We start from the raw sequence: 14,590 nt of genomic DNA on the forward strand, positions 1-14,590 counted from the left end.
CTTTATCAAAGCACGCTATAAAGGGCTGACGAAAAATGACTCACAGTTAGCCATGCTATTCACCTTGGCGAACCTGTTTAAAGTAGACCAGATGTTACGACGACAGCCAAGATCTGTCTGAAATCCGGGAACAGCCTGGAATTAGGTCGAAATTCGGCGTAAAACGGCAGTATGTTGGCCAAAATTGAACACTTAGCGTTCAAAAATCAGGCGATACCTAAATTGCAGGACTTGTTCGCAGTTTCCCTAATTGAGTGTAAGTCGCACAAATGGACTGCGCCAAATGACAATGTACCAAGTGCTAAGCTAACCGTTTGGAATGAGGCTATGTACTATTTTTTAGCCACTCCTCCGGGTTATCGAAAAATAATGTTTGTACTTCGTGATTATAGTGAGAAGCGTAAGGAAACATTAGCGGAATACTATATTCGTACTTATAGCCATTTGATTCCAGAAGGTGTCGAGCTGTGGGAGTACGAAGAATCAAAAATGTCAGCAGTGCAGTTGGCATTTAACAAGTTTAGCCAGCAGGATGCGCAAAAAGCCGCGCGCCTCTGCTAAAGGCGTTAAGCGTCAATAGGATAATAAATGAAAGAAGTGATTGCTGAGAATGTGATGAAGCAGATTCGCCAGTCTGGTGATGAATTAGTTGAACGAATTCGTGCAGTCCATAGTCGGTATTGGGCTTGTAGGACAGATTTAGTTAAAACCATTCTTGGTTTAACTTCAGCGATTTTAGTTGGTACCATTTCATTTTCTGGGTCACTCTCTGGTGCGGGTAAAGAATCACTAGAGTGCACTTGGATTCTATATCTGTCTTGGCTAGTATTTTTCTGTTCAATTTGTTCGGGCACGGTGTCACTTTGGCACTTATATAAACTTGAATCACTCCATGCTGTTTTTTTCAATAAAACCGATGAAATCGAAGAAAAAGTAAAAGCTATCGGTGTGAGAAAAGCTGAAAAAGAACTGGAGTCTGAAATATTAAAAATAGTTGGTGAAGCGGTTAAAGAAAGCGTGTCTCCAGCTACTCCATCAGATAAAATCTCGCACTATTCGTTATTTATTCAGATAGGTAGCTTCCTTATTGGTTTATTCGTCTTTATGACCTTTGGTGTGGTGCAAAACGCTTAACAAACTGTTTAAGAGTGATTTGCAACGCGTGGCATCTTTACTATGCGTTTGATTAAGTGATTAAGGTGGTATGCAGGAGTTTCAGTATTGTGTTGCTCACACCTTAACAGGGCGTTAGGGCTACTCGGGAAATGAGGACAAAATGATACTTTATCAAAACTATGCCAAAGAGATCATGAGTAAACTAGGTCGCTTAAATGAACTAGTAAAACATGCTCCGTCCGTTGGAACATATCATGAGAATTTGATAACAAACTACTTATCAAATTTTCTTTCAAAGCGCTTTTCGGTGAAAACTGGTTTTGTCTACAATCCAAAAACTCAGGAAGTTAGCCCACAAATAGATATCTTGATCATTGATGAAAATGTACCTTCAGCTTATCTGTTTCAAGATGGGAACTTCGCCGTTGTCGTGCCAAACGCTGTAGTAAGCGCTATCGAAGTTAAAACAGTGCTGAATAAATCATCATTTGATGACATCGTTAAAAAATCAATTCAGTATCGAAAATCAAACCCTCAAGGTTTTAACCTATTCGCTCTTTGTTTTCGTAGCAGCACAAAAAATATGGATACAGTTGCTAGTTGGTGTAAATCTTACGAAATGGATGATAATTTTTTAAACTATCCTCATAAAATATTGGCGCTTGATAGTTTTATCCTCGATTTGCTGCTCGAGCCTGTAGGCAAACCATTCGGACTTTATGTTACAACGTGTAATGACTGCGTTGAATCTAAGGAAGAAGCAATACTCACTCAATTCCTATTTTGTATTATGAAGCTGTGTGAGCTGAAAGCCGGTATACATACTGCCGATACGATCAATACCATATTCGCAGGCGATTTTGACAAGCTTTATTTCTTACATCACCAAGCCTTTAAGTTGGGTGTCGGGAAAGTTCCAATGCTGGAACTTAATCATGCCAATGGTAAAAACATCTTTAGGAGATCAGAGGCAACGTAGCCATAACAAGTGACTGTGGTGTTCAATCAATATGTTTGTCCGTTTTTTGCGCACCCAGCTCCTCGCTTTTAAGCATGGTATTCAAGATCACGATGAGCTTTCGCATGCAGGCGAACAATGCTACTTTCGGCATTTTGCCAGCCGCTTTGAGACGCTGGTAATAGCGCTTAAAAACAGGATTACTGTCTATTAGGTTGTATGGGTATACGGCCTGTACTGTATGCCGTAAACTAAGCCGTTAGCTGTATATCTAAGGTTTTTAAAGGATTAAATTTTTGACTGATGTCTCGTTCAAAAAAGTCTATTCAGTGGATCAATTAACTGTACTATTGCTGTGTTTTCTGGCTTCCTTACCTTTCTATATTTTTTTAGAAAAATTTCCACCAGATCAAGTGGGTAAAGCTATTGTTATCTCTCTCTATATTCCGATTTTGTTTATTTGGCTATGTTACAGAATTTACAGGATGTATAGAGATCCAAGCCTTGTCGTTTTGAAGCTTGATGCGAATAGCGTTGAGATTGATGGTGTTAGTCACGGCATTGAACGCCTTAAATACCTCAATGTTGTCTTTGAAAATGATCATTTTAAGCTGGAATGGGAGCTACGAAGCGAAAAACAAATTTGGCAAGCTCAAATCATGAGAACTTGCGCGCATTATGTTACCGACGTACCCATAAATGAAATCAAGAGTTTGACAGAATCTTTTAACAAACTTTCGTACTTCGATAATTCGAGTAAGCTGCAGCGCAGCTAACAAACGCATAAGATTTTTTGCTTGGGTAGTCTTAAGATACCAAAAGGCGCCAAATCGAAGAGATGGGAATACCCTAGTGTAGATATGGCTGAGGGTATCGAAAACAGGGCCGAAAATGTTCCCGACATTTTTCGGCATTCACTCCATCCGTGGAGGTTAGATGATTTCATAGAGCGGTCAGGGCCAAATATGTTCCTTACATATTCTGGCATTTCCTCCATCCTTGGAGGTCTGACGGCGCACAGCGTCTCGAAGCCGTATCTGCACATAAGCGAGCCGCAGGCTATTAACTACAACTAAGGTTCGAGTCTAAATACATTTGCAGATCCCCATATCGCCGAAGTAACAACATTAGGAATGTTTATTCGCTCGTAAGTCATTCATTTCAAGTCATTACACTTTCTATACTAAAATTGGCCGATGATTAAACCTCAGTGAGACGGCACTTCGCCAAGTGCATTCGGGTACAGTTAGCCAGACATAAAAAAGCCGCTTGATAGCGGCTTTTTTCGTTGAGATGAGCGGTTACGCAGAAGCTATGACTTAAACACGCTTATCTTCTGTTTGATGTCGGCGGCGATGGTGGAGAGGTTTTGGGCGGCGTCGACCGTGTCGCTGGCGCGCTGTTCGCCGTCGCGGGCCAGCTCGGTGATCTCATGCAGGTTGCGGGTGATCTCGTCGGCGACCGCGCTCTGCTGCTCGGTGGCGCTAGCGATGCTGCTCGATGCGATGGCTAACTCGCCGATGGCGATGGTGATCTGGTTGAGGTTGGTGGCGGCTTCTTCACCCTGGGTCGCCGAGGCGGTGCCCAGCTGGTGGCTCTGGCCCATCTGCTCGGCGGTCACCTTGATCTGCTGCTGCAACGCCGTGATGGTCTGGCTGATCTCAGAGATCGAGGTCTGGGTGCGCTGGGCCAGGGTTCTCACCTCGTCGGCCACTACGGCGAAGCCGCGGCCTTGCTCGCCGGCGCGGGCGGCCTCGATGGCGGCGTTGAGTGCCAGCAGGTTGGTCTGCTCGGCGATGCTGTTGATCACCTCAGTGACCTGGCTAATCGCCTCACTCTCCTTGCTGACGCTCTCGACGCTCTGGTGACTGGCGTCAAGCTGCTCGCTGAGTTTACCAAGCCCCTGTACCAGCTGATCCAGCTGCTGGTGGCCGTCGCGTGAGGCGTTGTCGACCTGCTTGCTCTGCATCGCGCCTTCGCTGGCATGATTGGCGACATCGCGCACCGAGGTGGACATCTCTTCGATGGCGGTGGCTATCTGGTCGGTTTGTGCCATCAGCGACTGGGCCTCTTCGCCGTTGAGCCGCGCCACTTCCTGGGCGCTGGCGGCCTGCTCCTCAAGGGTGTTGACCGAGACGCGCAGGGCGCCGACCAGCTCTCTTAGGCTCATGGCCATCTGGCGGGCGGCGTGGGTGATCTTGTCGACCTCATTGTCTGTGTCCGGGCTGACCTGCGCAAACGCTTGGGTCAGATCGCCTTCGCCCAGGGCGGTGAGTTGGTGTTGCAGCTGACGCAGCGGGCGCAGGGTCTTAATCAGCACCATAGAGAGCAGCAGGGTGATCAGCAGCACACCGACGGCGGCGACACCGGCGTTGATGCTCAGCAGCTTAAGGCTCTCTTCGTTGAGTTCACGCTTCTTGGCCTGACCAAGCAGGGTCCATTGCCAGCCTGGGATGGTGACGGCGTAGGCGTACATGGGCTGCCCGTCGTGGTTGAGGTATTCGCTCTCCTGTCCGCCACGCTTGGCCTGCTCCAGGCTTAACCCGTCGAGCATCGCCTCGGTCAGTATGGTGCCCGGTTCCTGGTTGGGCTGGGCGATGATGGCGTTGTCTACGTTACGGATCAGGGTGAAGTAGCCAGATTCTTCCAGCTTGAGCTGGTTCATCGAGCGTTGCAGCTCGGTCAGGGCATCTGAGATATCGAAGCCGATATAGAGTATGCCTATGATATCGCCCTGAGGGCCCGTGATGGGGCGGTAGACTGTCATATAGTCTTTGCCGAACAGTCTGGCATAGCCTTCATATTCTTTACCCGCGATCAGGGCGGCGTAGCCCGGGTGTTGCTTACCCAGATAGGTGCCAAGGGCGCGTTTGCCGTCGGCCTTTTTCAGTGAGGTGGAGATACGGATAAAGTCGTCGCCGTCACGCACAAAGACGGTGGCGTTACCGCCGGTAAGGTTAGAGTAGCGATCCACCTTACTTTTGGAGGCGTTGATCTGCTCGCGCTCGTGTACCAGGGCGGGGGTGGGCTTACCCATCACCTTAACGGTTTTGTCCGGCTTAAAGAATTGCCCCGGGTACATGGCTCTGAGCACGTCGGCGTTGCGCCTGGCCAGGCTGAGGAAGCTGTTGTATTCGAGCTCAACCAGATCGGCTGTGTTATGCATCTGTGCCTTAACGGCCGTCTTACCTTTCTCTTCCAGCACGTCGGCGGCGGTGAGATAGGAGACGCTGCTGAGAGTGGCAAAAACAACTATGGTGAGGATCAGGGCGAGGGCGCCTATCTGCTTGGCGATAGTCCAGTTCTTATAATTCATTTTGGTCATCCACCTTATGGTTATACTCCAGCCAATGTAACTAAGGTGGTATGAGATTGTTTTGACGTAGGTCTATTTAAGTAAACGAAAAAATGCTCGCCATGTTGGCAATTAGTCTAAATATGCACTGGATCACTCACCTCACTATGGGCGATCCAGTGCTGCTTAAACATTAGCCGTGCTGAAGCTCGGGCGCGGCCATCGTCTGGCGTTTGCGCATCAGCAGCTGATACATGGTCGGCACCCAGACCAGCGACAACAGGGTGGTCAGTGCCGTACCGCCGGCGATGGCGATGGCAAAGGGGGGCCAGAAGCCGCCGCCTGCGATGATCAGCGGCAGGAAGCCGCCTATGGTGGTGATGGTGGTTGAGCCGATATGGCGGCCACAGCTGCTGACCACTTGGACGATGGCCTCGATACTCGCCTCTCGCCTGTCTGGCATATCCTCAAGCTCGGCCAGGATCACGATGGCGGCATTGATCGCCAGCCCCATCAGGCCCAGCAGGCCGATGATCACGGTAAAGCCGAACGGATAGTTAAACAGGTATACGGCCAGCAGCCCCAGGCCCGCCGACTGCACGGCGCTGAGCAGTATGATGCCGGTGAGGCGGAAGGAGTTGAACGACAACACCACGGTGGCTAGCAGCAAAGTGATCACCAGGACTATGTTCGACAGCAGGTTACCCACCGCCTCGTTACGCTTGGCGCTCTCGCCGCCCACCTCGATACGATATCCGGCGGGCAGGGGGAGGGCGTCGATTCTCGCCTTCGCCTGGTCGAGCACCTGCTGGGGCAGCACGTCGCTCTCCAGATAGGCCTCTATGATGTTGACCCGCTGGCCGTCACGCCGCGGGATGGCGCCCAGGCTGACATCGATACGGCTGCTGGCAAGGGCCGAGAGCGGGATGCCGACGCCATTGTTTGACAGCAGGTTGATCTGCGACAGCTCGGTTTGCTGCTCGCGCATCAGATCTTGGGTACGCACCCTGATGGGCAGGGATTCTGTCTGCTCGAGTATGCTGCCGCCGTTGATGCCCGTGGTGGCCATCTGGATCTGGTTGGCGATGTCTGTGAGGCTCAGGCCGCTCATCTTGCTGGCGTCTTCGTTGATCTGAAACCAGACCTTGGGCGCGCCGGCGCTCAGGGTGGCACGGGTGTGTAGCACGTGCTCTGTGGTGATCAGAATTCGCCGCACCTCATCGCCAATCTCCCTCAGGGTATCCAGGTTGTGGCCATAGATACGCAGCTCCACCGGGGCGTTGAAGGGCGGGCCCTGCTCAAGCTTGCGCACCAGGATCTGCGCCTCGGGAAACTCGCTGTCCAGCTGGGTTTGCAGCCTGGGGATCAACTGGTTGGCGCGCTCGAAGTCGGCGACCTTGATCATCGCCTGGGCATAGTTGGCCGCCCCTTGCTGGCGTTGCAGCAGGTTGTAGTAGAAGGAGGGGGCATTGCCGCCGATCACCCAGTCGAGCCTCTGCATCTCACCTGTGGCCCTGAGTTTGGCATCGATACGACTCACCAGGGCACGGGTGTTGTCTATGCTGGACTGAGGCGCCAGGTGCACCTCTATCTGGAACATGTCTCTGTCTGAGGGCGGAAAGAACTGCTCCGTCATCTGCCCCGAGGCGATGAAGCCGGTTATCGGCAAAATGCCTATCACCACGCCTGCCAGCAGGGGGCGTTTGAGAGCGATATGTAGCGTAGCACTGAAGGCGCGGGCGATGGCGGGGAAGTTGACGCCTCGCTGATACCAATGGCTGGCATCGCCCTCGGCGCCGAAGCGGCCCGCGAAGCCGGCGATCAGCGTATGGGAGATAAGATAGGAGCCCAGCAGAGCGAAGATCACCGAGATGGCGATGCCGCCGACAAATTCTCCCGCCGCCCCCGGCATGAGTATGATGGGGGTAAAGGCCAGCATGGTGGTGATGGTGGAGCCTGCCAGCGGCAACCAGAGGTGTTTGAGGGTCTCGCCCACGGCGCTGATGCGATCCAGCCCCTGACGGCGGCGCTGGGCGATGGCATCGACGATGACGATGGCGTTATCCACCATGATCCCCAGCGCCACCACCAGACCCGTGACCGACATCTGATGAATCGGTAGGCCGACATATTTCATGCAGGCCAGGGTAAACAGAGCGGTCAGCGGCAGCGACAGTGAGACGATCACCGCGTTACGCAGCCCCAGGGTCAGCATGAGCACCACCAGGATGATGATGAAGCCCAGCAGCAGGCTGGCGATGAGGTCGCTCAGGCGGGTAGTGGTGTAGCCCTCCTGGTCGAACAGCCACTGGATCTCCACGTTGGAGGAGAGATCCCCCTGTACCTTCTCGACCACGCGATGCACCTGTTGCAGCCAGAGATCGACCCGGGTGTTGTTGAGCATGCGCGCCGACACCATGATCCCCTGAGCCTGCTCTATTAGGGCGATACTGGTGGCCGGGGTCTTGGGGTGGCGCTGCACGTTGGCTACCTCGCCGAGGCGAATGATCTGACCGTCATCATCTACCTTGAGCGGCACTTGCTTGATGCGGGTGACCGAGTTTAGCTCACCAGAGACCTCTACCAGGGCGCGAAAGGCGTCGTTGGTGATCTCGCCGGCAGATACCTTAGTGTCGGCATTGGCCAGGATCTGAGCGATGGCCGCGGCGCTCAGGCCGATGCGATTGACGTTTTGGGCGTCGATCTGCACCAAGATCTCTTCGGTGGGGGCGCCATAGAGTTTGACAAAGTCGGTGCCTGGGATCAGCCTGAGTTGGCTCTGTAGCTCCTTGGCATAACGGTTGAGGATATCCTGGCGAGGCTCACCGGCCCCTTTCCATACCAGGCCTAAGATGGCGGTATTGGCATAGCCCAGCTGATCGTCGAGCAGGGCATTTTGCGCCCCGGGGGGCAGCAGCGCCTTGGCATCGTTGACCAGATCTCTGGCCCGAGACCAGACGGGATCGGTATCGGTTATCCTGTCTTTGAGCTCAAGCTGGATGACGGAGATCCCCGGACGCGAGGTGGACTGCACCAGCTTGAGTTCTTCTAAGCGTCTGAGCTGGTTTTCCAGCACCTCGGTGACCAGGGCCTCCACTCGCTCCGCCGAGGCGCCGGGATATTGAGTGACCACAGAGGCAAAGCGATTGGTGATGCTGGGATCTTCCATGCGGGGCAGGCTGGTGATGGCGCCCAGGCCCGCCACGATCAGCAGGGCGATGACCAGGCTGGCCAGACGACCATTTTCGACTAAGGCTCTAATCATGACTTACCTCGTCGCCACTTGGGTGGTGAGCGTGACGCGCTCGCCCACCACGACCTTGTGCAGCCCTTGGGTGACAAAGCGTTCATCTTCGCTCACCGCGCCCTGAATAAAGGCCTGATCGCCACGGGTGTAGAGGATCTCTATGTCTCGCCGCTCGATAAGATATTGATCCGGCTCCTGTTCTACCAGCACATAGAGGTTCCACAGGCCGCGCAGGCCGTCGGTGAGTGAGCTGATAGGCACCCAGAAGCCGGCACTATCTACTGTCTTGTTGTAATGCAGGTAGGCCAGCTCGCCGTTGATCACCTTGGCATCTTTGGGGAGGGTCAGGCGTACCGGCACTGTGCGGGTCACCGGGTTGACCTCGGCGCCTATGCCCGCCACGGTAGCGAGGTAGGGCGTTTCTTTCACCGTCAGGGTCAGCTGCTGGCTGTCTTCTAGGGTCTGCGCCAGGCTTACGGGTACGCCGACAATTGCCTGTGGGTTGTTATGTTGGATCAGGGTAAACAGAGGCGCGCCCAGGGCGACCACCTCGCCTAAGTTGTTGTTGCGTTTGGCGATAACACCATCGAAGGGGGCAACCAGAGTGGATTTGGCTATCCTAAGCGCGTTGGCGTCGATGGCGGCGCGCAGTCGCTGCTCGGCCGCCTGTAGGCTGCTGAGTTGTCCCTTGAGTTCATCGAGCTGCTGGGCCGAGGCGTAGCCCTGTTTCTTTAATGCCAGGCTACGCTTGAGTGTACTCTGAGCCAGTTCTTTGTCGGCGCGGTTCTGGGCAAGGCTTGCCTGCAGCTCGCGCTTCTCGGCCTCAAGCAGGGAGGTGTCCAGCTCGGCCAAGAGGTCGCCCTGTTTAACATGATTACCGCTATCGACCGCCAGGTGCTTTATCTTACCCGCCAGCTCGAAGCCGATAGCCGTGGTGTTACCTGCGCGTATGCTGCCGGTAAAGACCTGGGCCGTGTCATAACTGGTAGAGCGTATCAGGCGCTGACTCGAGACCTTGGGAAAGTGTTCGCCGCTGCCTTGGGCACTTTCCGGGGACTGGGCCTGCTGGCAACCGCCGGCCACTAGGCTAAGGCTGCTCCATAACAACACCCTGGCGAGGGATTTGGCGGTAAACATCGTCATACTGATACGCTTCCGTGGTTAACAGTTGGTGAAAAAATCGTTAAACTAGACTTGTTAGTCTAATTTGCAAAAACTGGACTGTCTAGTCTAGTCTAGTTTGTGTATAAATATGTCGTGATATAAATGAAGACCTTATAGGAAGTTTCAATGGTACAAACACCCCTTAGCCGCAGTGAACAGAAGAAGGCGCAGATCTTAAATGCGGCGATAGAGCTCTTCTGTGGGCAAGGATTTCCCAATACCAGCATGGATGAGGTCGCGAAGTTGGCGGGCGTCTCTAAACAGACCGTCTATTCGCATTTTGGCAGCAAGGATGATCTGTTCGTTGCCTCTATCGAATCTAAGTGTGTCGTGCATCAGGTCACGGCCGAGTTGTTTACCAGCCCGGAGCAACCCGAGCAGGCGCTGCTACATTTCGGTAACTATTTTGGTGAGATGATCGTCTCGCCCGAGGCGATCGAGGTATTTAAGACCTGTGTCGCCCAGGCCGATACCCACCCGGAAATATCGGCGCTGTTTTTTAATGCCGGGCCTGAGTTTTTATTGAACCTTTTAGAAGACTATTTCGCCCAGGTGGAGAAGCTAGGTCAGTATCATTTTGGCGATCTGCGCAATGCCTCGGTTAGGCTATGTATGATGCTGTTTGGCGAGATGCGCCTGAAACAAGAGCTAGGCTTGCCGGTCGATGATTTAGTTGCAAGGCGCACCGCCTATATTAAAGATACCGTGAGTATGTTTTTGCGCGCCTATCGTTGTTAATGCTGGCCACAGTAGAAGTGTGAGGGGAAAGCTTAAATAAGGAGCTTAAGCCAAGAGCTTGGGCAAAAACCTTTAAGCAAAAACTTTGAGCAAAGCCTGAGTAAAGAGTGATCTTTTAGCCCGTTTCATCGTACTAAGCTTTAACCTATTAAGTTGAAGATTGTTAATTGGCCTGAAGGGATAACATCCAAGCCGGTCAATATTTTAGTCGGTCTGAGTATTCCCTAGGGAGAGGGTATGAAGCATAGCCTTACATTTTTATTAAAGATTAACGCGTTGGCTTTAGCGTTTGCCAGCCTGGCCCCCATCGCTGCCGAGGCGGCCCAAGGCGGACAGCGACATCAATCGCCGCTGACCCTGTCGGTTTCGCGTATCGGTGTCGGTGAGGCCGATGTCGGTGACGGCGGCTTGGCGTTGCAGCGCGATACCTGGCTTTTTGGGGCGAAGACCAGCTTTGCTCTAAACAGGCAATGGTCGCTCAGTGCCAGCATTGGTTACGAAAGGCTGGATTATGATTGGAGCGGCCGCGGCTCGCTACTGAATGGTAATCTTGCCCCCTGGTCTAACGTAGACAGATATGGTGTGGGTGTGGGGCTCAGCTATCGCCCCAACGATCGTTGGCTGTTCCTGCTGGCGCCTAAGCTGCAATATGCCTACGCCGATGGCGCCTCGGCGTCTAATGCCCAAAGCTATGGTGTGGTGGCATCAGGCATGTATCGCTTCAATGGCGGCAACATGTTGGGGCTTGGGGTGGCCTACCTGAATGATATCTCCGAGGTGCGCACCTTGCCTTATCTGGCGGTGAACTGGCAGATAACCGACAAGCTGAAGCTGGCTAACCCCTTCTCGGCGGGCTTTAGCGGCCCCGCCGGCCTGGAGCTGAGTTACCAGTGGTATGACACGCTCGATGTGGGCGTTGGCAGCTCTAAGCGTACCAAGCGTTTTCTGGTGGAAGATGAGGATGTGACGCTGGAGATCGACGAGTGGGTCGGCTTTGTCAGGGCGGGCTGGCAGGCAAGCGAGCCATTGAAGTTCGACGCTTACCTGGGGTATTTTTTCAGCGGCGAGCTAGAACTCTCCTCGCCGAAAACAAAGGTGTCGCTTGAGGATCAGCTGGCACTGGCATTTTCCGCCCAGTATCGATTCTAAGATGCTGCTAATGAATCAGAAAATGTGTTGAATCAGAAAGTGCGATGAATAAGAAAATGTGATGCATACAAAAATGGCCTGAACATTCCGTCAGGCCATTTTTTTATGATTCTTCATTAAGCTGTCATTTAGCTTTCAGTTAGCTATCGGTTAGCTTCAGCTATTGTTTATTCGCCTAGCATTGCCCGCTTGAGGCTCTTCTGCGCTGGCTTATCGCCTAGCCAGATCTTCAGCAGCGCCTGGCGAAAGGCTTCGCCCTCAACCGTGGCCTGTTTTTCGCCGTTCTTATAGGCGGTGACGCCGAGATCTTTGGTCGCCTCCAGGGTAAATTGATCCCCTTCGATGATCGGCGCCGAGAAGAGGGCCATGAAGGCATCTATCTGGGGCTGAATCGCCTGAGGCTCGCCGCCTGTGGCGTCATTGAAGCCGTCGATGATCGCATCTTGCATCTTCTCTGAGGTGATCATGCCCGAGACGATATTTAAGCGAATCGCTACGCTCGGTGCCTGGAGCACGCTATCGAGGGTTTGGCTTGGGCTGGTGGTGTACAAGCTACCCACATAGAGATCCATGAAAAACTTGCTGCGAATGCCGGCGCCGTTGAGGGCCAAAGGCTGTCCGCTTAGGTTTACCTCGTCGGCGAGTGGCACGTCGGCCAGGATGTTGGCGGCCAGTGGAGCACTGACCACGGCGGTCATCAGGAGTAGTTGGCGTAGGAGGGACTTCATATAACCTCTTATCAATATTGTAATCGTTGGACTAGCCGCGTTTACCTAGCTGATATTGACCGCTCTGGTGGAAAAGCGCCGCCTGTTTCTTCTTAGGGGCGATCAGCAGTGGGCCGTCATCGAAGAAGAGAAAACACTTCCAGTTACGCACGAAGATGTCCCAGCGGGTCTCAATAATCTGGTACTTGTCGTAGCAGAAATAGACCTGAATATCATCACTCCAATCGAAGTGGCCCTGAAACAGCTCGGGCAGGGCGGGGGAGTCGCTGTCCCAGGCGCTTTGCCAGTGATCGGTTTCCTGCCAGGCATCGCCCTTGGCAGCCCAGTCGCCTTTGGTAAATTGCTCGCTGCGGCTGCTCTTGTTGCTCACCCACTGATTCCACACCGTCATGGATGATTTTTGATCCAGGGGCTTGATGCAGGCCTTGTCTTCATCTGTGACAGGAAGATCTTTATGGTTAAAGATCCATTTGCGTTTGTATTGTTCGAGTGGGATATAGGTGTGCGCCACAGGGCCTCGCTATCGGCAGTAAGTTGTTAACGCCCGACATTATACGGCCTGCCACCGGGCAAGGGAAACAGCGCCGCAGGATAATTGAACCTTTGGCGCCTAAATATTCCTTAGGGCTTTATTTGCTTGAGATAGTTAAGCGCCGCCTGATTATGCTCATCCAGCATGAGGACGTTTTCGAAACAGGAGGCGGCGCCGTCGATTTGACCCGTCTGGGCCAGAAATATCCCTAATTTCAACATGACAGGAATGTCCTGCGGGTACTTGTCCAGGTAGTCCAGGTAGATACCCAGTGCCGCCTAAGGATCGCCACTCAAGTTCAGCGCATGGGCATATTGCGGCAGATATTCGTCGCTGTAGGCGATTATCTTGGCATAGTGCTCTAGGGCCAGCGGCAGTTGGTTGAGTTTCAAACGGCATTGTTGCCTAAATCGAATTGAACCATTTTGCTCATCTGCGATCTGATCGTGAAAGCTTACAATCAGGTCACATCATGGGCACAGCCAAGGGCACAGCCAAGGGCAAAATCACCAACTGGAAGCAATACAATCAAGCCTTAACTCAAAGAGGTTCGTTAACCTTTTGGATGGACGATGCTGCTATCAAGTACTGGTACAATCAACACCCTTCTGGGCGCAGAGGCCGAAGCAATACGTACAGTGACTCAGCCATCAGCACAGCACTCATGATGAAGGGTGTGTTTAAGTTACCTCTGCGTGCCCTGGAAGGCTTCATCAACTCGATATTTCGGCTGATGGATGTCGACCTTAAGTCGCCCGACTATAGCTGTATCAGCAAGCGAGCTAAAACGGTTGAGGTCAACTACCGCCTACGCTGTAAGGGACCTGCCAGACATATTGTGATTGATGCGACAGGGCTGAAGGTCTTCGGTGAAGGAGAGTGGAAAATCCGTAAGCATGGTAAGGAAAAACGGCGTATATGGCGCAAGGTGTACTTGGCCGTTGATGCCGATACTCATGAGATAGTGAGCGCGGTCGCATCGCTGGATAACGTGCATGACTGTGAAGCACTCCCTACGCTCATTAACCCACTTCGTCGCAAGATAATGCAAGTCTCTGCCGATGGAGCCTATGATACAAAGCATTGCTACGCAGTACTTCAGCGAAAAGGCATTACAGCCACCATACCGCCAAGAAAGAATGCAGGATATTGGCGTGGTGAGCATCCACGAAACAAGGCCGTAGATGCGCTTAAAACGGGTCAGTTAACATCGTGGAAGCATGATTGTGGCTATCATGAGCGGTCGCTGTCAGAAACAGCTATGTATCGCTATAAGCAACTCATCAACGGCAAACTGAGCCTGCGTGATCACAACGCTCAAGTCGGTGAGGGGTTGCTGCGTTGAACAAAATAAGCAGGCTAGGTATGCCTGTTCGTCAGGTAACTGGATAAATCACAGAAGAGCGCAGGGCTACTAGGGAAACTGCGAACAAGTCCTGCAATTTAGGTATAGAGCGAGGTTTTGAGCGGCCCGCCTGATTTTTGAACGCTAAGTGTTCAATTTTGGCCAACATACTGCCGTTTTACGCCGAATTTCGACCTAATTCCAGGCTGTTCCCGGATTTCAGACAGATCTTGGCTGTCGTCGTAACATCTGGTCTACTTTAAACAGGTTCGCCAAGGTGAATAGCATGGCTAACTGTGAGTCATTTTTCGTCAGCCC

General features: G+C 52.6%; 12 protein-coding genes and 3 pseudogenes. 8 read left to right on the plus strand and 7 right to left on the minus strand.

The features are described 5' to 3' along the window. The 4 genes and pseudogenes from L1D47_RS18135 to L1D47_RS18150 form a co-directional block, all read left to right on the plus strand. A pseudogene (locus tag L1D47_RS18135) lies at positions 1–121 on the plus strand (IS5/IS1182 family transposase); the annotation flags it as partial. Positions 122–171: 50 nt separating this feature from the next. Beyond that, complete coding sequence (locus tag L1D47_RS18140) at positions 172–561, plus strand: hypothetical protein (RefSeq protein WP_239886291.1); 390 nt, start codon at positions 172–174, stop codon at positions 559–561. A gap of 27 nt (positions 562–588) precedes the next feature. Then, positions 589–1,134, plus strand: coding sequence for a hypothetical protein (locus tag L1D47_RS18145; protein ID WP_239886292.1), 546 nt, complete (start codon positions 589–591; stop codon positions 1,132–1,134). A gap of 142 nt (positions 1,135–1,276) precedes the next feature. Next, positions 1,277–2,095, plus strand: coding sequence for a DUF6602 domain-containing protein (locus tag L1D47_RS18150; RefSeq protein WP_239886293.1), 819 nt, complete (start codon positions 1,277–1,279; stop codon positions 2,093–2,095). Positions 2,096–2,117: 22 nt separating this feature from the next. Here the strand turns inward: L1D47_RS18150 and L1D47_RS18155 are convergent. Further along, positions 2,118–2,276: pseudogene (locus L1D47_RS18155) on the minus strand (IS110 family transposase); the annotation flags it as partial. A 94-nt stretch (positions 2,277–2,370) separates the two neighbouring features. Between L1D47_RS18155 and L1D47_RS18160 the strand changes: the two are divergent. Beyond that, the gene (locus L1D47_RS18160; protein WP_239886294.1) at positions 2,371–2,850 is read left to right on the plus strand and encodes a hypothetical protein; all 480 of its coding nucleotides are present in this window, start codon (positions 2,371–2,373) and stop codon (positions 2,848–2,850) included. Positions 2,851–3,386: 536 nt separating this feature from the next. Here the strand turns inward: L1D47_RS18160 and L1D47_RS18165 are convergent. The 3 genes from L1D47_RS18165 to L1D47_RS18175 all read right to left on the minus strand — a co-directional run bounded on the left by L1D47_RS18165 (position 3,387) and on the right by L1D47_RS18175 (position 9,759). Further along, positions 3,387–5,390: a methyl-accepting chemotaxis protein gene (locus L1D47_RS18165; protein WP_239886295.1), complete on the minus strand. Its 2,004-nt coding sequence runs from the start codon at positions 5,388–5,390 to the stop codon at positions 3,387–3,389. Between the two features lie 172 nt (positions 5,391–5,562). Beyond that, positions 5,563–8,634, minus strand: coding sequence for an efflux RND transporter permease subunit (locus L1D47_RS18170; protein ID WP_239886296.1), 3,072 nt, complete (start codon positions 8,632–8,634; stop codon positions 5,563–5,565). Positions 8,635–8,637: 3 nt separating this feature from the next. Continuing rightward, complete coding sequence (locus L1D47_RS18175) at positions 8,638–9,759, minus strand: efflux RND transporter periplasmic adaptor subunit (protein WP_239886297.1); 1,122 nt, start codon at positions 9,757–9,759, stop codon at positions 8,638–8,640. Positions 9,760–9,906: 147 nt separating this feature from the next. Here L1D47_RS18175 and L1D47_RS18180 point away from each other — a divergent pair, with 147 nt between their 5' ends. Next, a complete protein-coding gene (locus L1D47_RS18180) occupies positions 9,907–10,518 on the plus strand; it encodes a TetR/AcrR family transcriptional regulator (protein WP_239886298.1) in 612 nt (203 codons plus the stop codon). Positions 10,519–10,794: 276 nt separating this feature from the next. Continuing rightward, positions 10,795–11,667: an autotransporter outer membrane beta-barrel domain-containing protein gene (locus L1D47_RS18185; RefSeq protein ID WP_239886299.1), complete on the plus strand. Its 873-nt coding sequence runs from the start codon at positions 10,795–10,797 to the stop codon at positions 11,665–11,667. A 167-nt stretch (positions 11,668–11,834) separates the two neighbouring features. Here L1D47_RS18185 and L1D47_RS18190 read toward each other — a convergent pair whose 3' ends face one another. From L1D47_RS18190 to L1D47_RS21200, 3 genes are all read right to left on the minus strand, one after another. After that, positions 11,835–12,365 carry a chalcone isomerase family protein gene (locus L1D47_RS18190; protein WP_239886301.1) on the minus strand — a complete coding sequence of 177 codons (531 nt, stop codon included), beginning with the start codon at positions 12,363–12,365 and terminating at the stop codon, positions 11,835–11,837. Between the two features lie 61 nt (positions 12,366–12,426). Next, entirely contained in the window at positions 12,427–12,906 is a 480-nt protein-coding gene (locus L1D47_RS18195) for a DUF2947 domain-containing protein (RefSeq protein ID WP_239886300.1), read from the minus strand. A gap of 110 nt (positions 12,907–13,016) precedes the next feature. Further along, positions 13,017–13,148 carry a hypothetical protein gene (locus L1D47_RS21200; protein WP_275661503.1) on the minus strand — a complete coding sequence of 44 codons (132 nt, stop codon included), beginning with the start codon at positions 13,146–13,148 and terminating at the stop codon, positions 13,017–13,019. A 251-nt stretch (positions 13,149–13,399) separates the two neighbouring features. Here L1D47_RS21200 and L1D47_RS18200 point away from each other — a divergent pair. Next, positions 13,400–14,319, plus strand: a pseudogene (locus tag L1D47_RS18200) (IS5 family transposase). Positions 14,320–14,590 lie beyond the last annotated feature (271 nt).

The sequence above is a fragment of the Shewanella sp. Isolate7 genome, from assembly GCF_022398425.1.
Classification (GTDB): domain Bacteria; phylum Pseudomonadota; class Gammaproteobacteria; order Enterobacterales; family Shewanellaceae; genus Shewanella.